This is a genomic window from Colwellia sp. 6_MG-2023 (assembly GCF_030547765.1).
Lineage (GTDB): Bacteria > Pseudomonadota > Gammaproteobacteria > Enterobacterales > Alteromonadaceae > Colwellia.
Genome location: NZ_JAUOPP010000001.1, coordinates 294,585 through 311,704 on the forward strand (window position 1 = coordinate 294,585; position 17,120 = coordinate 311,704).

Genomic DNA, 17,120 nt, shown 5'->3' on the forward strand with positions numbered 1-17,120 from the left:
AAGTAATTTTATTTCGTAAAATAAGAATTAGTATTACTCATTTTTCTTCTGTAAGAGCAAGCACAACCCGTTAAAATAAAGTTTAACGGATTGTTAAAAACTCTTTATAAGTTTAATAAATAAGATTGAATAAATTGACGTTGATTAGGGGCTTTAGGTGCTGTTTTGAATGTCAGAGTCTTACCGTTTTGACGCAGTTTTAACTGATCAGTAAATTGACATTCAATAGCATCAATATGAGCGATATCATTTTTAAAGCTTTGATTGTTTTCACACATATCTGCCATTTCAGTAGCTACCTGTGCGCAAAATGAACCTACAGCGTAATTTTTTAATGTATCATCATTAATGGCTTTCCAATCAACAGCTGTTTCTATTTTTAAGCCGCACTGTTTAACAATTTCGTTATTAGCCGCAGCGATTTTTTTCTGTTGATAACCTAAGTGTTTTTCGCGATTAAAATTAGCTAATGTAGCTTGAATATTTTGGCTTAATTGTTGTTCATATTGGGCTTTTAAACCTGCAACTATGCCAGGATCTGACTTTTCTTTTTGTGATAAGTAGGTGCCATCTCGTGTTTCTGGTATATAAAGAGTATAAGAGCAACAACGATAGCCTTCACTCACAGTGACTAAGCTACGCTCAGAACCGTCATAAGTATATTTGTATGCCTTGTTGCTACCATGAGGTTTAAAATCGGTTAAAAATGTAATGTCATCAATTTCATGATTAATACCAGTTACTTTTATTAGCGCTTGTTTGTTGTCTTTTGTCGGTGCAATAATAACATTAACACCATCACCCGAGCTAAGTTCTATTGGATATTTAGCAAGCTCTAATGCAAAGCTGTTAGATGACAAAAGTAGGCAGGTTATCAATAGTATTTTTTTCACAATTAATCCTTTAAGTATATATTTTGTCAGTTTATAACATTGATAATAAGAGATTAAAAGCGCTATATGCTCTGCAACTTGATATATTTTTAATACTTGTGTTTTATTGGTAAAACTCTAATTTTGTCGTAGTACTGTGAACTTCTCCAACTAATATAATAGTTTTCTATCATTGTAAAAAATAACTACCGTATTACATCTTTCTTGCAACAGACCAATCGGTTTGTTAATATCCAGTGGTTAACAAATTATCAATATTAAGAGCCGTAATCATGAGCGATGCTGAACAAACACGTGAAAAAATACTTACTGTAGCTGCTGATGAAATTCACCTACATGGCTTTCAAGCAACTGGCTTGTCTACCATCATTAATCGTTGTGGGATATCGAAAGGTGCTTTGTATTATCATTTCACTAATAAGCTTGAATTGGGTTATGCCGTTTTTGAAGAGAAATATATACCTATTTTTTTAGATACTTGGCAACCGGCATTGAGTCATGAAGACCCAATTGAAGGTTTGTGTGATTTTTTTATGTCAATGTGTGATGCTATGGTGTGTAGTGAAGCTGTTTGCGGTTGCCCATTGAATAACCTTTGTGAAGAAATGGCAAATGTTGATGAAGGTTTTCGTTTACGCATATTAACAATGCAAGAAAAGCTCAATCAACTAATGGTTGAGTCTTTAGGGCGAGTAAAAAGTGATTTGCGCGATAATATAACATTAACCCAAGTTGCTTATTTTATTGTCGCCACTTTTTATGGTGCGACAACCTTATGTAAAGGTTCACGCAATAAATCTTTATTTCAACAAGTGATGTTAGAACTTTGTGTTTATATTCGTGCGTTGAGAAAGTAGTTCAACGCTCAACATGTTTAGACATTAATAATATTTTTCATCTTTTCTCGCATAAATTTCAAAAATAGTACAAATAAATAGTTACAAACCGATCGGTCGGTGATATTCTTCGCTCATTGAGTATACCGAACGGTCGGTTTGTGGTTGAGTGTAGCTACAAAATTAAATTAATAGAGTTTTTCAGGAGCAGAAAATGCAACGTATAGTAAATTCCATAGTGATATTTTTAGTAATATTTTCTATGTCAACCTTATCTTATGGAATGGATCAATCTTCACCTTATGTTATTTTGGAGAAGGTGGGCGATAAACTATTTAATCGCATTGCGGCTAGCCAGCAGGAAATTATCAAGTCGCCTGAAGTAATGCAAAATATTGTTGAAGAAGAGTTGATGCCATCAATAGATTATAGATATGCGTCATATCGTATTTTGGGCAAGCATTTGAAGAGCACCACTAAAGAGCAGAGAGAGCAATTCGTTGATTCTATGCGTAGCTATTTATCAAGAACTTATGCAACAGCTTTGATGCAATATAAAAATCAAGAAATTGTATTTGAACCTGAAAAGTCAGTTGTAGGGAAAAAAATTGTAGGGATTAAAGTGCAAATAGTTGAGTTAAATAGTCCGACAATTGATGTTATTTTTAAAATGCGAAAAAATAAAAAAACAGGTGAATGGAAAGCATTTGATATGGTAGTTGAGGGTATTTCTCTGTTAAGCAGTAAACAAGCAGAATTAAGTAATAAGATTGCTAAAGAAGGTATAGAACAAGTATCAACAGAGCTAGGGACAATTGCCGAGTAAAGTTAAAGGGTGCTAACCGAACTCTATTTTGCATAGGCTGTTAACCAAACTTTATATAGTTAGATTAACTTTCACTCCTAACCAGCACTAGGTCTGTACTGCTAAGCTAAATAACTCAATTGAGTTATTTAGCTTAAGATCATTTATGATTATCTCGCAATACTCTGTAAAACTTCAATCGAGACTAAATTAGTAATTGACGTTTTAAGTTCTGTCATATTAGGACATACAACGAGTAATCCATCATCATTTAATGCTAAATAACCTTGCTCACGCAAAGTATTTATTAAGGTTGATTGAGACTTTTTATCAATAAATTCAGGTGCTGTAATATTATTTAAAACGGCTAAACGTTTGGCAATAGCGACAACTTTTTCTTCTAATTCTCGTCTTGTTAATGGTGCTAATCGTGTTGCTAAAGAAGTAATGATCGCGAGGCGTTGTATGCTTTCATCAATACATTCAGCCATTAAGTGAATTTGATTTAGTAACTCCGTATCTTCTGTTAATGCCCAAAAATTTGATTCTGTGTGCTTAATTACACCATTACTTTCTAGAGTGGTTAGCAGCTCTTTAACTTGTACGGTAATTTGTTCAGGTGTTTGCCATAAGAATAAATCTTCTTTCAATGTTGTTAATAAGTTGATGCTTTGGCTAACTATTTGCTCGTTAGATATTCTACTATTATGCGTTAGTAATCGGCATATTAATGAACTTAGTGCGTAGGTGTGTAAAATATTATTGCGGTAATAGCGCATTTCTAGGCTGGCAGAGCTGTCTAAAGAAATAATTGTACCAAAGCTATCTTCAGAAATAGTTACTTTATTCAGCGATATTACATGGGCAAGTAAGTCGGCTCCATTTTCTTCTGGTATGGTCAGTTCTTTACTAAAAGGCGCTTCTCGTTGAATCTTGAGAAAGAAATCTAAGTGTTTTTCTAAATCATGTTTTGCAAGCGCTTTGTTCTCACTGGCATGCAAAATTAATGCGACTAGGGCAACACCATTAAGTGCAGCACATTGGTTAATGTTAGTCATTAACTGGTTTGAAATATCGTTTACCGTTGGCGTTAACCAATTGGGTTTCTGTGGATCGATAGGATCTATCGCATCTTTCCAGTGCGGTACTTGTTCCGTTAAATAATTATTAATATTAATGGGTTCGCCAAAATTAACATAGCCATTACCGTAATTTCGTAAATTTTTAATGGCTTTAAGTACACCTAAGATCGATTCATTTTTCTTTTCACTACCACTTAATTCCTTATGGTAAGTACCAACTTCCATGACATGTTCATAACCTAAATAGACCGGCATTAACGTTAATGGGCGATCAATACCGCGTAATAAGCTTTGAATGGTCATGGCTAACATGCCTGTTTTAGGTGGTAATAGTCGTCCTGTACGACTACGGCCGCCTTCGGTGTAATATTTAACAGCATAACCTCGTTCAAAAAGTAAGCCTAAATATTCACGGAAAATAGTGGAATACAAACGGTTGCCAGCAAAACTTCTGCGAATAAAGAATGCACCACCTTTTCTGAAAATAGCGCCAGCTGGCCAGAAATTTAGATTAATACCTGCCGCAATACGTGGCATTACTAAGCCTTCTTGAATAATAACGTAAGAAAGTAGTAGGTAATCCATATGACTGCGATGACAGGGAACATAAATAATCTCATGACCGTCTTGTGCTAATTTTCTTAAGACTTGGGAATTATTTACTTTTATATCTGTATATAATCGGCCCCATAACCAACGTAAGATTCTTTCGCCTAGGCGTACTAATGACACACTATAATCGCCAGCTATTTCTTCCATCATAGCTAAAGCTTGTTTTTTTACTTTTTCAGGGCTGATGTTTTTATTTTTTGCTTCGTCTTTAATTATTCGTTTTATTGAGGGATTAGCGAATAAAGCCGTAAACATTTGCTCGCGATGAATCAGTCTTGGGCCTTTAGCTGCTATGTTTTGACGATGGAAGTGGAAACGGGCAACACGTAGTAATTTATGGGCGGTATCTTTATCGTTTCCGTGGTTGTCAGACATATTTCGTAAAGACAGTACTTCACTAAAGCGTATTAAATTATCACGACCTAAAAATAGCACGATAAAAAACTTTCTCAGCCAAGTTGGAGAAGCTTGCTCTGCCAATAATGAAGACACATTCGCATTATTTTTTTCTTTGGTAGGAATACGTCCCCAAATAAGATTTACTGGAATAAGCTGACCATCAAGGGTTTTATCAACGTGGTGTTCATTTAATATGGCTAACCCTTGCTGTAATGCTTGCGTTTTTCTACGTTTGAATCCGAAAAGTGACGTAGGTTTTGCCAAACATATAGTACGTTCGAAGAACTTATTGTTTATTTTTATTTTGCTTAAAGGATCAGGTAAGTTTTGATCTTTACATGCTTTTTGTAGTGCTAATAAATCACTAGCAGATTGATGGCTAACAATATAAAAAATAGGCTGAGTAGGTGTTTCAACGGCTGTTTCGGCATCTAATACAATTTTGCTGCGTAAGAATAAACGAAGGGGAAACTTTAATAATAAATAAAAAAAAGAACGTAAAACAGATGTCATGACTGCTACTATTAATTGTGTAGGAAATTCAGAGGCGCCAGTTTAACATTTATACTTAAACCAGTTCAAGATAACGCTGATGAACTCGTAGTTTTATGCGCAAATACAGCGATTTCTTCCTGATTTTTTAGCTTGATAAAGAGCATTATCAGCTTCTTTAAATAGGCTTGACCAATCGGAGGCATTATTATTTTGTGCGATACCGATAGAAACAGAAATTGGGGGGAGGGGCTCGTTTGTTTCTCGGTGAATTAATTTTACTTTCTCAATGGAAATACGAATTTTTTCTGCTACGTCTTCTGCTTCAATAATCGATTTGTTAGTCATCACTACTAAGAACTCTTCTCCGCCAAAACGTACAGCAAGATCTTCTTCAGTAAGGTGATTTTTAATAATTTTAGCGATGCGCTGTATAACTTTATCACCGATAAAATGACCAAAATTATCATTTATCTTTTTAAAGTGATCTATGTCGATAACAAGTGATGAATGTGTTTGAGTAAAATCCAAGGCTTGTAGTTTATCATCACAACCACGGCGATTTAATAAACCAGTTAAGGAATCTATTAATGCTTCCTGTCTTGATGATTCAAGCTTTTGTTTTAATTGGTTAATTTCTTGCTGAGTTGTTGATAGTTTCTTTGACAATTCGTGGTGTTGCTCTTTGGTATTATTAATTGTGTCAGACAGATAACTCACTATGTTTTTAAGTGATTTATGATGTTTATTTTCCGACAAAATAATTTTTAGTTTATGTAGGCTGGTGGTTACTTTATCTTCATTGCCTACCTGTAAACTTATCTGTTCTAAGGTACTGCTTAATACTTCTTCAAAAGGCGATATTACCGTACTATCAATTTGCTCGCTAAAAGAAACAAAACGTTTAAATAAATCTGCTAGAAAGTCAGCCATGATAGGTGTATTTTGCTTGATTTTTTGATCTATTGCTGCCGTTAATAGTTCATTTTCATTACTAATATAAAGGTAGATTACGGCATAATTTGCTGGTGTAGGTGGAATTAAATGGTTTGAAAGAAAGTCATGAGTAAGTTCACTAAAATTAGATGAAACTTGATAGTTATTGTCGAAAGGCATACCTTATTCCTAAACCATATGCTAATTTGTTGTAACCTTGTTTGTACTTTAACGTTATATTGTAACAGTAACAAGTGTTTATGTTATTTTACTGGTTGATTTGTAAACTAATTTAATTAACGTCTTAAAGGAAATGTTTTGCAAAAAATTGCTATTTTTGTTGATGTACAAAATATTTATTATACCACTAGAGATAGCTATCATCGGCAATTTAACTACCGATTACTATGGCAAGAATTAATGGCGCAAGGCGATATAGTGCAAGCAAGTGCTTATGCTATTCAACGTAGCGACGATCAACAGCATAAATTTCAAAAAGCGCTAAAACATATTGGCTTTGATGTAAAACTAAAGCCCTTTATTCAACGTAGTGATGGCTCAGCTAAAGGGGATTGGGATGTTGGTATTACGATTGACGTCTTGACGGCAGCGGCAAGCGGAGGTATTGATACGGTGGTGTTATTATCTGGCGATGGTGATTTTGATTTGCTATTAAAACATATTAGAACAGAATTTTCTGTTAAAACAATTGTCTATGGTGTGCCTAATTTAACCGCTAATTCACTAATTAATGCTGCAGATGCATACCATGAAATAGATCAAAGTTTGTTACTATAGCGTGTAAGTAAAGTGAAATCTCCCTGATATAAAAACTATTAATTAACTTAATCAAATTAAACTAAAATAAAATCAATTATATATGACTGAATTAACTAACTTCCTTGGCAATGTTGCAGCTTTTATGTGGGGGTTGCCCCTTGTTATTTTACTCGTGGGAGGAGGCATTTTTTTTGTATTTCATAGTCGCTTTTTACCTTATCGGTATTTAAAGCACGCTGTTGAAATAACATCAGGTAAATTCTCAGCCGAAGAAAAAGCACCTGGCGATTTAACACACTTTCAAGCGTTAACAGTTGCCTTATCAGGTACTTTGGGATTAGGAAATATTGCTGGTGTGGCTGTTGCTATTACTATTGGTGGTGCAGGCGCGATTTTTTGGATGTGGATAACCGCGCTTGTTGGCATAGCAACAAAATTTTATACCGCAACTTTAGCGGTAAAGTATAGAGGATTAGATCGCAGTGGTCGCATTCAGGGTGGCCCTATGTATGTCATTCGGGAAGGGTTAGGCAAAAAATGGTTACCTTTAGCTTGGTTGTTTTGCTTAGGAGGAATGTTTGGTGCTTTACCTATTTTTCAAATAAACCAGTTGGTACAAGTGCTACGCGATGTTGTCGCTATTCCTCATGGCTTTGCTAGCGCGAATGAACATTTTACTTTTGATTTAGTAACAGGATTATTTCTTTGTATTTTAATTACTTATATTGTTATGGGGAAGTTACAACGGTTAGCTAAAATTACCAGTAGTGTCATCCCAACTATGGTTATTTGTTATTTTATTTTAACATTAGGGGTATTAGTTATGAACTTCTCTGCTATTCCTAGTGCGTTTGCTTCGATCTTTGTCGGTGCTTTTAGTGGCTCATCAGTGGCCGGTGGCTTTATTGGCTCAGTGGTTTTAATTGGAGTGCAGCGAGGTGCTTTTTCTAATGAAGCGGGTATCGGTACTGAATCAATGGCGCATGGTGCTGCCAAAACAAATGAACCAACACGTGAAGGGTTAGTTGCTACACTTGGACCAATAGTTGATACCTTAATTGTCTGTACTTGTACTGCTTTAGCTATTTTAGTTACAGATATTGGAGATTTACAACTAACAGGTGTTAGTTTAACAGCACACGTATTTGAACAAGCATTTCCAAATATTGGCGGTTATCTATTAACGTTAGTGGTATTTTTTCTGAGTACAAGTACGGTGTTAACCTTTTGGTATTACGGCAGTAAATGTGCAGAGTTTTTATTGGGTAAACGCTTTGAGCAAGCTTATGTGTGGTTTTATCTTTGTTTAATTATTGTTGGTGCAGTGTCTTCACTCGCATTAGTTATTAATTTAATTGATATCATGTATGCGTTAATGGCTATTCCAACAATGATATCTACGGTGTTATTAGCACCTAAAGTTACTGAGCAAGCTAAAATTTATTTCGCAAAAAATATCAAAGAATAATTATTAGCTAACGTTTATGTTAACAGCGAATATTGTTCATTTTCTCTAAAAGCACTAGGCGTTAACCCGGTCCAGCGTTTAAAAGCTCTTCTAAAGTTTGGTATGTCATTAAACTTTAAGCTTGAGGCAATGCACTCATTACTTTGCTGGTTTTCTATTATTGCAAATACAGCATGTTGGCGGCGCATCTTATCTAGTAATTGTTGGAAATTGGTGTGATGTTGAGCAAGTTTACGCTTTAATGTAGCAGGACTCACTGAAAAGTATTGTGCGCAGCTTTGTAAACTAATATCTGTAGTAGCACTACACGACTTGCATGTATTATAAGTTAAATTACTATGGATAAACTGACATACAGCTTGTGTAAAACCTATATATACCTTATTTTTTTGATTGTTTTTTACTTCGGTTATAGCAAGTTTTTTTAATGATAAACTACAGTCATCAATAGAATGATAAAGCCATTTATCATCGATACTTAACATGGCAAGTGGTTGGTTGAAATAAGGTTTACTGCCAATATTTACATGATATTGCTCTATATGCTCAACTGTTTCATAAGGTAATCGGATGGTGACTGGAATTGATTCTCCGAAACGATACTTTAGTGCGCCCGTACAGGCACTCAATACAAATTCATAAAGAAAACGTTCTTGGTTATCGGTTAAAGAACCGATAGCGCTATTGAGTAGTAAATGTGTTTTTATTTCGTTGTTTCTACGACTTTTAATCAGTGTAAAAAATAAAAAGGGGAATAGTTGAAATTGGAATAACTGACACAGCTTTATCATGTGAGCAATGTTTTTACAGTTGAGTAAAGCTTGAGACAAAGCGCCCAATTGGCTGGAAAAATATTTACGCCCTAAAATAAAACTTAAATCGTCACGTTTGGTCAATTTTACAGCATTGTCGATAATAGTAAGAAATTCTTTCGTTGAAATTAGTGTGTTACTCATCGTTAAATCTGAATAGAAGCACTGAGTACCTTTTAATACTCTATCAGGGTGTACGCCGCTTTGTTTGGCTAAATCAACTAAAGCTACCACAAATTGACGACAGAGAATAACATCATCATCTCGGTCGAAAGTTTTCATTAATTAACCATACACTTATTGGTCTGTTGTTTTAATTGAACCGGGTCTAAACCAATTATAGTATGTTGGGTTGCAGCGTTATCTCGTTGTGTTATTACATCTTCCTTAATTAGCTGTTGCTGGTGTAATCTTTGTTTAGTTATTCTCATACGCTCGTTCAACTGCTCTAAAGTCGTTAGGTGATCTTCCTTACCATTAAAGCTCATCACACAACTAGCGACATGCTGATAATTAGCTGTAGTAGAGGAGCCGACTTTAAAGGCTAAGTGCTCAATAGATTTTTCAATATGATGAGCAACTTGCTCAGCAGTTTTCGTGTCAGTATTTGGCATTAATACAATAAAACAATCACTTGCATATCTACAGGCTAAGTCATTATCTCGTAAGTTCATGAGAATAATTTGTGCAATTTCACGTAACAATATATTGCCTTGGTTATCACCATGTTTACGATTAAATTGATCAAATTGACGGATATCAATAAGCATTAAAGTGAATGTGAGCATTTGCTTTTGCGCATTTTTATCTAGGTTGTAGTCATTGAAATTTACATTTTTTGCGTTCACTATTTCGCGCTGCAATTGCATTTTCATATATTTAGCGCTGTATAAACCGGTAACAAAATCAGTCAGGCTGTGGTCGCGATAATACCGCTCAGTTTTTCGCAGTTGTGTGTTAATGCTTACTTGTTCTAGGTGCCATTGGTATAGTGCGATAGACATAATTAGCATACCAATAGGCGCTGGCAGTGATTCAATAGTTGTTAGCCAAGTATTATCTTCAGGATAAAGTAAAAATTCATCAAGAAAGTCGAGTAACATCGAGATATGGGTGAGTGTTAATCCGGTGAAAAGTAAGTTAGTAACCTTTCCTGATGGACGACTAATTAATATAAAAAACACCCAAACAAGTGTTATTAAGGTTATACCTCCCTCGCCAAGTACATCAAAAAAATCAATGTTGGCATATTCTTTTAGTTCACCTAGTTGAAAAGTAAATGTGGCAACGCTAGCAATAGCCAAAAGCAAGACAATGAACAAGTAACGATGAAAGCTAAACAAATCTAAGTTCATAATCTTAGTGCTTTATGAGTTGTGATGAAGTGATTGTGTACACAAATATATCTACTTTTAACCAGAGTAGGGTCATTTTAGCTCAAACAAGTGACACTTTTATGACCGTTATTATGTTTATGGCACGAAAATAAGGGTATTTAAGTCGTTCTTGTGATGATGTACTTTTCGTTTAGTAAGCAGAACTCGATTTTCTTAAATACTGATGGGGGTCATTTCAGCTCATTTTGTTATTTTTTCATTAAGAAATAGGAGAAAATTCGCGATATTTTGTGGGTTCGCTTGTTTTAAAAGTTGAGTGAAATATTTATGTCATTTTTTTTGTTTACCGTAGCGTCATTAAAAAGTAGCACCATCAAAAAAATAACACTATAACCATGAGACAAAAAACATGAAATATACCGATAAAAAATTCCAATTATCCCCCCTTAATAAAGCAATATTAAGTACTGTATTAGCGAGTACTATGGCGATTTCTTCAGGATCAGTCTTCGCTGAAACTGATTTTTCAGGCCGTATTACTGATGCTAAGAACAGTGTTTATTTTGAAGGTGCCTCAATAAAAATTGAAGAATTAAATTTATCCACGGTAAGTAAGCGTGATGGTTCATTCAAATTTTCTAACTTACCTGAAGGTCAGTATACTTTAGTGATTAATTATCTTGGTACAGCAGAGATACGAAAAACACTAACGATAACGGCAGAACAAGCAGCAAGTCAAAATTATATTATTGGTGCAACGGACAGTAATATAGATAATATGATTGTTTATGGTCAACGTGCTGGTCAAGCTGGTGCATTAAACCGTAAGAAAAATGCAAATCGCCAACTATCAGTTGTGAGCTCTGATGGTATTGGCCAATTACCTGATCAAAATGCTGCTGAAGCATTACAACGTTTACCGGGTTTATCAATTCAGCGTGACCAAGGAGAAGGTCGTTTTGTTGCTATTCGAGGAATTGATCCTAATTTGAATAATGTCACCATTAATGGTTTAAATGTACCGTCACCTGAAGCAGGTGTACGTAGTGTTGCTATGGATGTCATTCCTAGTGAATTAATTGCTAGCTTAGAAGTTAGTAAAACAGTAACACCAGACATGGATGCTAATGCTGTTGGTGGCTCAATTGAAGTAAAAAGTTTAAGCGCATTTGATCGTGAAGGTCAATATTATAGCTTAACAGCTCAAGGCTCATACAATGAGCAAGTCAGTGAGGCGAGCCCTAAACTTTCTGGAAGTTATTCTGACGTTTATCAACTTAATGATGGTATGCAGCTAGGTGTTGCTGGTGCATTATCATGGTTCAAACGTTCTTTTGGCTCTGAAAACAGTGAAACTGATGGTGGCTGGAATATCATTGAAGTTGAAGATATTAATGGTGACGATATAGAAATATTTGGTGCAGAAGAAATAGAACAGCGTTCTTATACTATTGAGCGTGAACGTTTTGGTGCAGCATTGAATCTTGATTTATACGCCTCAGCCACAGACAAATATTACCTACGCAGCTTTTACAGTGAGTTTTCGGATAATGAATATCGACTACGTAAAGAATTTAAGCTCGATAAAGGGGTTTTGAATTCATACACAAGTAATTCTGCGCAATACAGTAATGCTGAATTAGAGCGAGACACTAAAGATCGATATGAAACGCAAGAAATCCTTTCAATGGTTGCTGGCGGTGAAAATCAACTAAATGACTGGTTAGTTGAGTATCAATTAGGTTATTCAAAATCGAGTGAAAATGAACCCGATAGAATGGATGTCACGTTTGTTGGTGAAGATATTGATTTGGGTTATACCACTTCAAATGATAGCCCAGTATTAACACAATCTGCTAATGCTCATGATTTAAATATTTTTGAAATGGATGAAGTTGTTTATGAAAATAACAACTCAGAAGATGAAGAAGTTAGTATAGGTCTAGATCTAACGAAAGACTTTGTTTGGCAAAATAATAATGGTGCTTTCAAGTTGGGTGGTAAATATCGCAGTCGTGAAAAAGAGAAAAGTGCTAACTCAATACTTTACGATGGTGATTTTGGTGATATAACGGCTGAAAACTTTAACAGTGGTACAGTTGATTACAGCCTAGGTGATTTTGGTCCAGGCCTATCTCAACAAAGTATACAAGATTATGTTAAAGCCAATAGAAGTAGTTTCGCACTGAATCAAACTGAATCTGACATCGAAACACGTGCTAACTCATATACGAGTAGCGAAGATGTTTTTGCGTTATATGCCATGATGACTTTGGATATTGAAAAATGGCAAATAGTGACAGGTTTACGTTATGAAAGTACTGATTTTGAAACGACAGGTAACCGGGTTGAATTAGTGGTTGATGACGTTAACGATACTGAAATTCCAAATATTGAAACATGGAATGTATCAAAAGATTATGATTATTTACTACCGAGTTTGAACGTTAAGTACAGCATACGTGATAACTTAATTGCACGTTTTGCTTATACTCAGACTATTGCGCGCCCAACGTTTGGTGATTCAGCTGCGTATCAATTAATTGAAACTGAAATTACGGAAGAGGATGGCGTAACTGAAATAGAACGCAAAGCAGAAGTAGGTAACCCTGATTTAGCGCCTTATGAGTCACAAAATATTGACACATCGATTGAATATTATCCAGAAAATATAGGGGTAATTTCTGCAGGTGTTTTTTATAAAGATATTGGTAACTTTATTGTATTAAGTGAAGTTGAAGACAATGGTAGTTGGGATGGATTTGAAGAAGTCATTCAGCCAATTAATGGTGGAGAAGCTTCATTAATTGGGTTGGAGCTAGCATGGAATAAGAGCTTTGATTCAGGTCTTTTATTGGGTGCTAATGGTACTCTGGTTGACGCTGATGATGCTTTACCAAATCAGTCAGATGTTATCGGGAATATTACGCTGGGTTATGAAAATAACAAAATTAGTACACGTTTAAGTACGAGTTATAAAAGTAAAACATTTCAATTCAATGAAAATGATGTTGCCGTATATGAAGCCGCGCATACACAAGTGGATTTTAGCAGCAAATATTATTTCTCTGATACCGTTCAATTTTACTTTAATGCCTCAAATTTAACAGATGAACCAATGTATATTTACCATGGTGCGAAACAATATAATTATCAATATGAGCAATATGGCCGTACCTTTGAATTGGGTATCACTATTTCATCGCTTTAATTTAAAAACACTTTTAAAACAACCGTTATCCATAATAGCCGAGTATTAGCGCTCGGCTATTATATTTTATAATCGAAAGGCATACATATGTTAAATAGAATCACTTATTTCGTTAGAAAAACGTGTATAAGAAATGTAAAGCTTACTAAAGCATTGGCGATAACAGTAATGACGGGTTCATTAATCGTCGGTTGCGCTGAAAGCCGTACTAATTTATCAGAAGTTAATATACAAAATAATAGCGTTGAAGATAAGGCTAACCAAAATCAAAATATTTCATTCTTAGCCTTTGGTGATGGTGGTTATCATCATGACTATCCGAAAATTAAGCATATTAAAAATCCAAGAAATAAAGCAGAGTTTATTGCCAAAGAAAGAGACGATTGGTTGGAAGACTACCGTCCGCTAGCAGAATTTGACCACGCCCCTTTATATGTTTATCCGAATACTGAAATAACAACGGAGCTTGGCGGTGCATTAGCCGTGGGTAAAGCAATGACTGAAACTTGTAGAACTCGAAAGTGTGATTTTGCCATTCAGCTTGGTGATAATATCTACCCTGATGGCGCTGATGCTGATGATGGTAAAGACGATCAAAAACGTATGAATGATCTTATTTTAAAACCTTTACAGCCATTAATTGATGAAAATCCAGAAATGATAATTTATTCAGCTCTAGGTAATCATGATTGGAAAACATCACGTAAAGGTGTTGCGCTTCAAACTGAGTGGATGGAGGAACAGGCTAATTTCCATTTAGATGAAAAGGGTTATTATCAATACAAAATGGGCACGCCAGGTAATGATGTTGAGTTTTTTGTTTTAGATACCAATATGCTATTAGCTGCGAATCCTATTTTTGAAATTCCATTAAAGCCTGATGGCAGTGAAATGAGTATGGCAGAAGCTAAAGCTAAAGGATTAGGTGAATTCGATATCGCAGAGCCACATGAGAGCCCTGTTAATGGCGAAGACAAAGTACAACTTCAGTGGTTAAAAGAAGGATTAGAGAAATCAAGCGCTAAGTGGAAGGTGGTATATGGGCACCATATTCTTTGGTCGATTGGTGGCACAAAGTATAGTGAAGGTCATGTTTTGCGCGAACTACTTTTACCAACATTATGTAAAAATGCTGATGCATATATTGCAGGTCATGAGCATGACTTAGAACTTTTAACTGATGACTGTTCAAAATATACTGATAAAACTATGGAGCCACTACCCTTAATCATTAGTGGTGCAGCTTCTAAAATGCGTGGTAAACATACCCCGTTTGCCGAGCAACAAGAAAAGCGTTATCCCGAGTATGAATTATTATGGTCGAAAAGCTTTGTTTGGGGATACGCGCACATCACGCTTGATAATGATAAGGACAAACTTAATGTTGAGTTCTTTACGACACCAGTTGATGAGTCAGGTAAAGTGATTAAAGAGGCGAGTTTTAGCTTTAATCGCAGATAGTTAATTTGGCTAGCTTTTATTGTTTTTTATTTGTCAGTTTTACTAAATGACCTTTTAATTCAACATTCGTCATAATGCCACCAGTATCATATGCAAATCAGCATTTGTGGATATTTTTATGTAGAGCAGTATTTATGATCGTCAATATTGCTCTTCAATTATCTTTGCTGCTTAGCTGGCAGTTTTCACAATAAAAAAAAGAGCTAGCCAAATTAATGGTATAGCTCTTTTAAGCAGGTTGTAGATAATTATTTTATATAGTGTTGTTCGTCGCTATATTAGTTATCTATTAATCATTTTTATGAATGTGAACATCCATTTGTGGGTAAGGAATATTTAGCCCTTCGCTTTCAAAAGTTTTATATACTTTTTCATTTAATTCAAAGTGTACGCCCCAATAGTCAGGCGCATTAACCCATGCTCTAACAGCAAAGTTAACAGAGCTGTCTGCTAATGCTGAAACAGCAATAAATACAGCAGGATCTTTTAATATACGTGAATCTTCATCACATAATCTCTTGATTACTTCTTTGGCTTTATCTACGTCATCACCATAAGCAATACCAATAGTCCAATCAACACGTCTTTTTTCTTCTGTTGAATAGTTAATCATTGATGAAGTTGATAAACCACCATTAGGGATAATAATTGTTTTATTATCAGGGGTTTTCATAATAGTATTAAAAATTTGTATTTCAGATACAGAGCCAGAATAACCTTGAGCTTCGATAAAGTCACCCACTTTAAATGGCTTGAAGATAAGAATCATCACACCACCAGCAAAGTTCTGTAATGTACCAGATAATGCCATACCCACAGCTAAACCAGCAGCACCAAGAATAGCAATAAACGAAGTCATTTCTATGCCTAACATGCCTAGGACAGTGATAACTAACATTACTTTTAACAGGCCATTAACAATACCTGTTAAGAAAGGTATTAATGATGGATCAGTTTTACTTTTGCTTAATGTGCTTTTAAATGCGCCACCAATACCTTTTACTATCCATCCACCGATGATCCATACCGCGATAGCGCCCAATAATTTTGGACCGTAAAGTAAAGTCATTTGCGTCATTTGTTCAATTATTTCTTCTGCATTCATAATTTTCATCCTAGTTTATTCATAGTGTTTTAAAAGTGCAGCCAAGGCTCATTTATTTCACTTTTTTAGCTTTCCTAATAAAATTTGTAGGGCTTAACGTGAGCGATGACATACGTTAATCTCTACAATGTTGAATATACGACAAAAATTAAAATTATGCTTTAAAAATTACATTATTATGTAAATAAAACGTTAATTTTTTGCTTTAAAGAGAAAAGTGAATCATTTTTTATGTATTGAAAGCGTTAAATATAGCAATAAGTAATAATCCATTATTCGAAACTAGCATCTTCAAATAGAAGCGGTATACTAATATTCACATTGGCAAGGTAAACTAAATTTACGAATGAAAATATCACCATTTATTTTATATATATTACTGTTTTTAATTATTTTTTCGGCTAAGGCTGAGCAAGATGATGTAGCAGAAAAAAACGCTGTAGCCGAGCATAATACTTGGTTAAAGGACACCTTTAGCGAGCAGCATCAACAATTAATGCCAATTGTGGCGGTAGCTGATATGTTATATGCCTGTAATCAAGCACGTAAAGTTGAGCCGGTTAATTATAAACTTAATGATCTTATTTTAAATATGGATAAAAATCGCTTGGCAGAGAAGTTAGTGCTGTGTCTTAATGAAGATAATATGCAGTCTGAAGTCGCTTTGAATTTTGGGCTTTTGGGTTGTTTTCATGAACAGTTGGCACATTTACCTGATGTTGAACGGCAACAGAAAATGGCGTTAGTGGAAAAAACTATCAAATCTTTATCTCGAAGTGAACGACAAAAAAGTTTTACTCAATGTGTTTCTGCGCAGGCAATCAATTACTTACAATAATGACTAAAAGAATAAAAAACCAGAGACTGGCTTGAAGTGGTTTCAATATAGTC

The 17,120-nt window shown here is 34.9% G+C and carries 13 protein-coding genes; 7 read left to right on the forward strand and 6 right to left on the reverse strand.

From position 1 onward, the window contains the following. Window positions 1-104: 104 nt before the first annotated feature. On the reverse strand, window positions 105-893 hold the full coding sequence (locus Q4503_RS01260; protein ID WP_303601186.1) for a hypothetical protein: 789 nt from the start codon (window positions 891-893) through the stop codon (window positions 105-107). A gap of 272 nt (window positions 894-1,165) precedes the next feature. On the opposite strand from Q4503_RS01260, the gene Q4503_RS01265 reads away from it, so the two are divergent. Continuing rightward, the gene (locus Q4503_RS01265) at window positions 1,166-1,750 is read left to right on the forward strand and encodes a TetR/AcrR family transcriptional regulator (RefSeq protein WP_215971829.1); all 585 of its coding nucleotides are present in this window, start codon (window positions 1,166-1,168) and stop codon (window positions 1,748-1,750) included. A gap of 193 nt (window positions 1,751-1,943) precedes the next feature. After that, complete coding sequence (locus Q4503_RS01270; protein ID WP_303601187.1) at window positions 1,944-2,555, forward strand: phospholipid-binding protein MlaC; 612 nt, start codon at window positions 1,944-1,946, stop codon at window positions 2,553-2,555. A 149-nt stretch (window positions 2,556-2,704) separates the two neighbouring features. On the opposite strand, the gene plsB is transcribed toward Q4503_RS01270, so the two are convergent. Next, a complete protein-coding gene (gene plsB, locus Q4503_RS01275) occupies window positions 2,705-5,140 on the reverse strand; it encodes a glycerol-3-phosphate 1-O-acyltransferase PlsB (protein ID WP_303601188.1) in 2,436 nt (811 codons plus the stop codon). Window positions 5,141-5,233: 93 nt separating this feature from the next. Next, entirely contained in the window at window positions 5,234-6,235 is a 1,002-nt protein-coding gene (locus Q4503_RS01280) for a GGDEF domain-containing protein (protein WP_303601189.1), read from the reverse strand. 138 nt (window positions 6,236-6,373) lie between these two features. Here Q4503_RS01280 and Q4503_RS01285 point away from each other — a divergent pair, with 138 nt between their 5' ends. Beyond that, window positions 6,374-6,853: an NYN domain-containing protein gene (locus Q4503_RS01285; protein ID WP_303601190.1), complete on the forward strand. Its 480-nt coding sequence runs from the start codon at window positions 6,374-6,376 to the stop codon at window positions 6,851-6,853. An 82-nt stretch (window positions 6,854-6,935) separates the two neighbouring features. Continuing rightward, on the forward strand, window positions 6,936-8,303 hold the full coding sequence (locus Q4503_RS01290; protein WP_303601191.1) for a sodium:alanine symporter family protein: 1,368 nt from the start codon (window positions 6,936-6,938) through the stop codon (window positions 8,301-8,303). A 14-nt stretch (window positions 8,304-8,317) separates the two neighbouring features. Here Q4503_RS01290 and Q4503_RS01295 read toward each other — a convergent pair whose 3' ends face one another. Continuing rightward, window positions 8,318-9,397 (reverse strand): AraC family transcriptional regulator, encoded by a 1,080-nt coding sequence (locus Q4503_RS01295; RefSeq protein ID WP_215971835.1) that lies wholly within the window; start codon window positions 9,395-9,397, stop codon window positions 8,318-8,320. Further along, complete coding sequence (locus tag Q4503_RS01300; protein WP_303601192.1) at window positions 9,397-10,470, reverse strand: GGDEF domain-containing protein; 1,074 nt, start codon at window positions 10,468-10,470, stop codon at window positions 9,397-9,399. Before Q4503_RS01300 ends, Q4503_RS01295 begins: the two co-directional genes overlap by 1 nt. 466 nt (window positions 10,471-10,936) lie before the next feature. Between Q4503_RS01300 and Q4503_RS01305 the strand changes: the two genes are divergently transcribed. Next, window positions 10,937-13,663: a TonB-dependent receptor gene (locus Q4503_RS01305; protein ID WP_303601235.1), complete on the forward strand. Its 2,727-nt coding sequence runs from the start codon at window positions 10,937-10,939 to the stop codon at window positions 13,661-13,663. An 87-nt stretch (window positions 13,664-13,750) separates the two neighbouring features. Continuing rightward, complete coding sequence (locus Q4503_RS01310) at window positions 13,751-15,124, forward strand: metallophosphoesterase (RefSeq protein WP_303601193.1); 1,374 nt, start codon at window positions 13,751-13,753, stop codon at window positions 15,122-15,124. A 289-nt stretch (window positions 15,125-15,413) separates the two neighbouring features. Here Q4503_RS01310 and Q4503_RS01315 read toward each other — a convergent pair whose 3' ends face one another. Continuing rightward, window positions 15,414-16,229: a mechanosensitive ion channel family protein gene (locus tag Q4503_RS01315; RefSeq protein WP_252727350.1), complete on the reverse strand. Its 816-nt coding sequence runs from the start codon at window positions 16,227-16,229 to the stop codon at window positions 15,414-15,416. Between the two features lie 346 nt (window positions 16,230-16,575). On the opposite strand from Q4503_RS01315, the gene Q4503_RS01320 reads away from it, so the two are divergent. Further along, window positions 16,576-17,067 (forward strand): hypothetical protein, encoded by a 492-nt coding sequence (locus Q4503_RS01320; RefSeq protein ID WP_215971839.1) that lies wholly within the window; start codon window positions 16,576-16,578, stop codon window positions 17,065-17,067. Window positions 17,068-17,120: the final 53 nt, after the last annotated feature.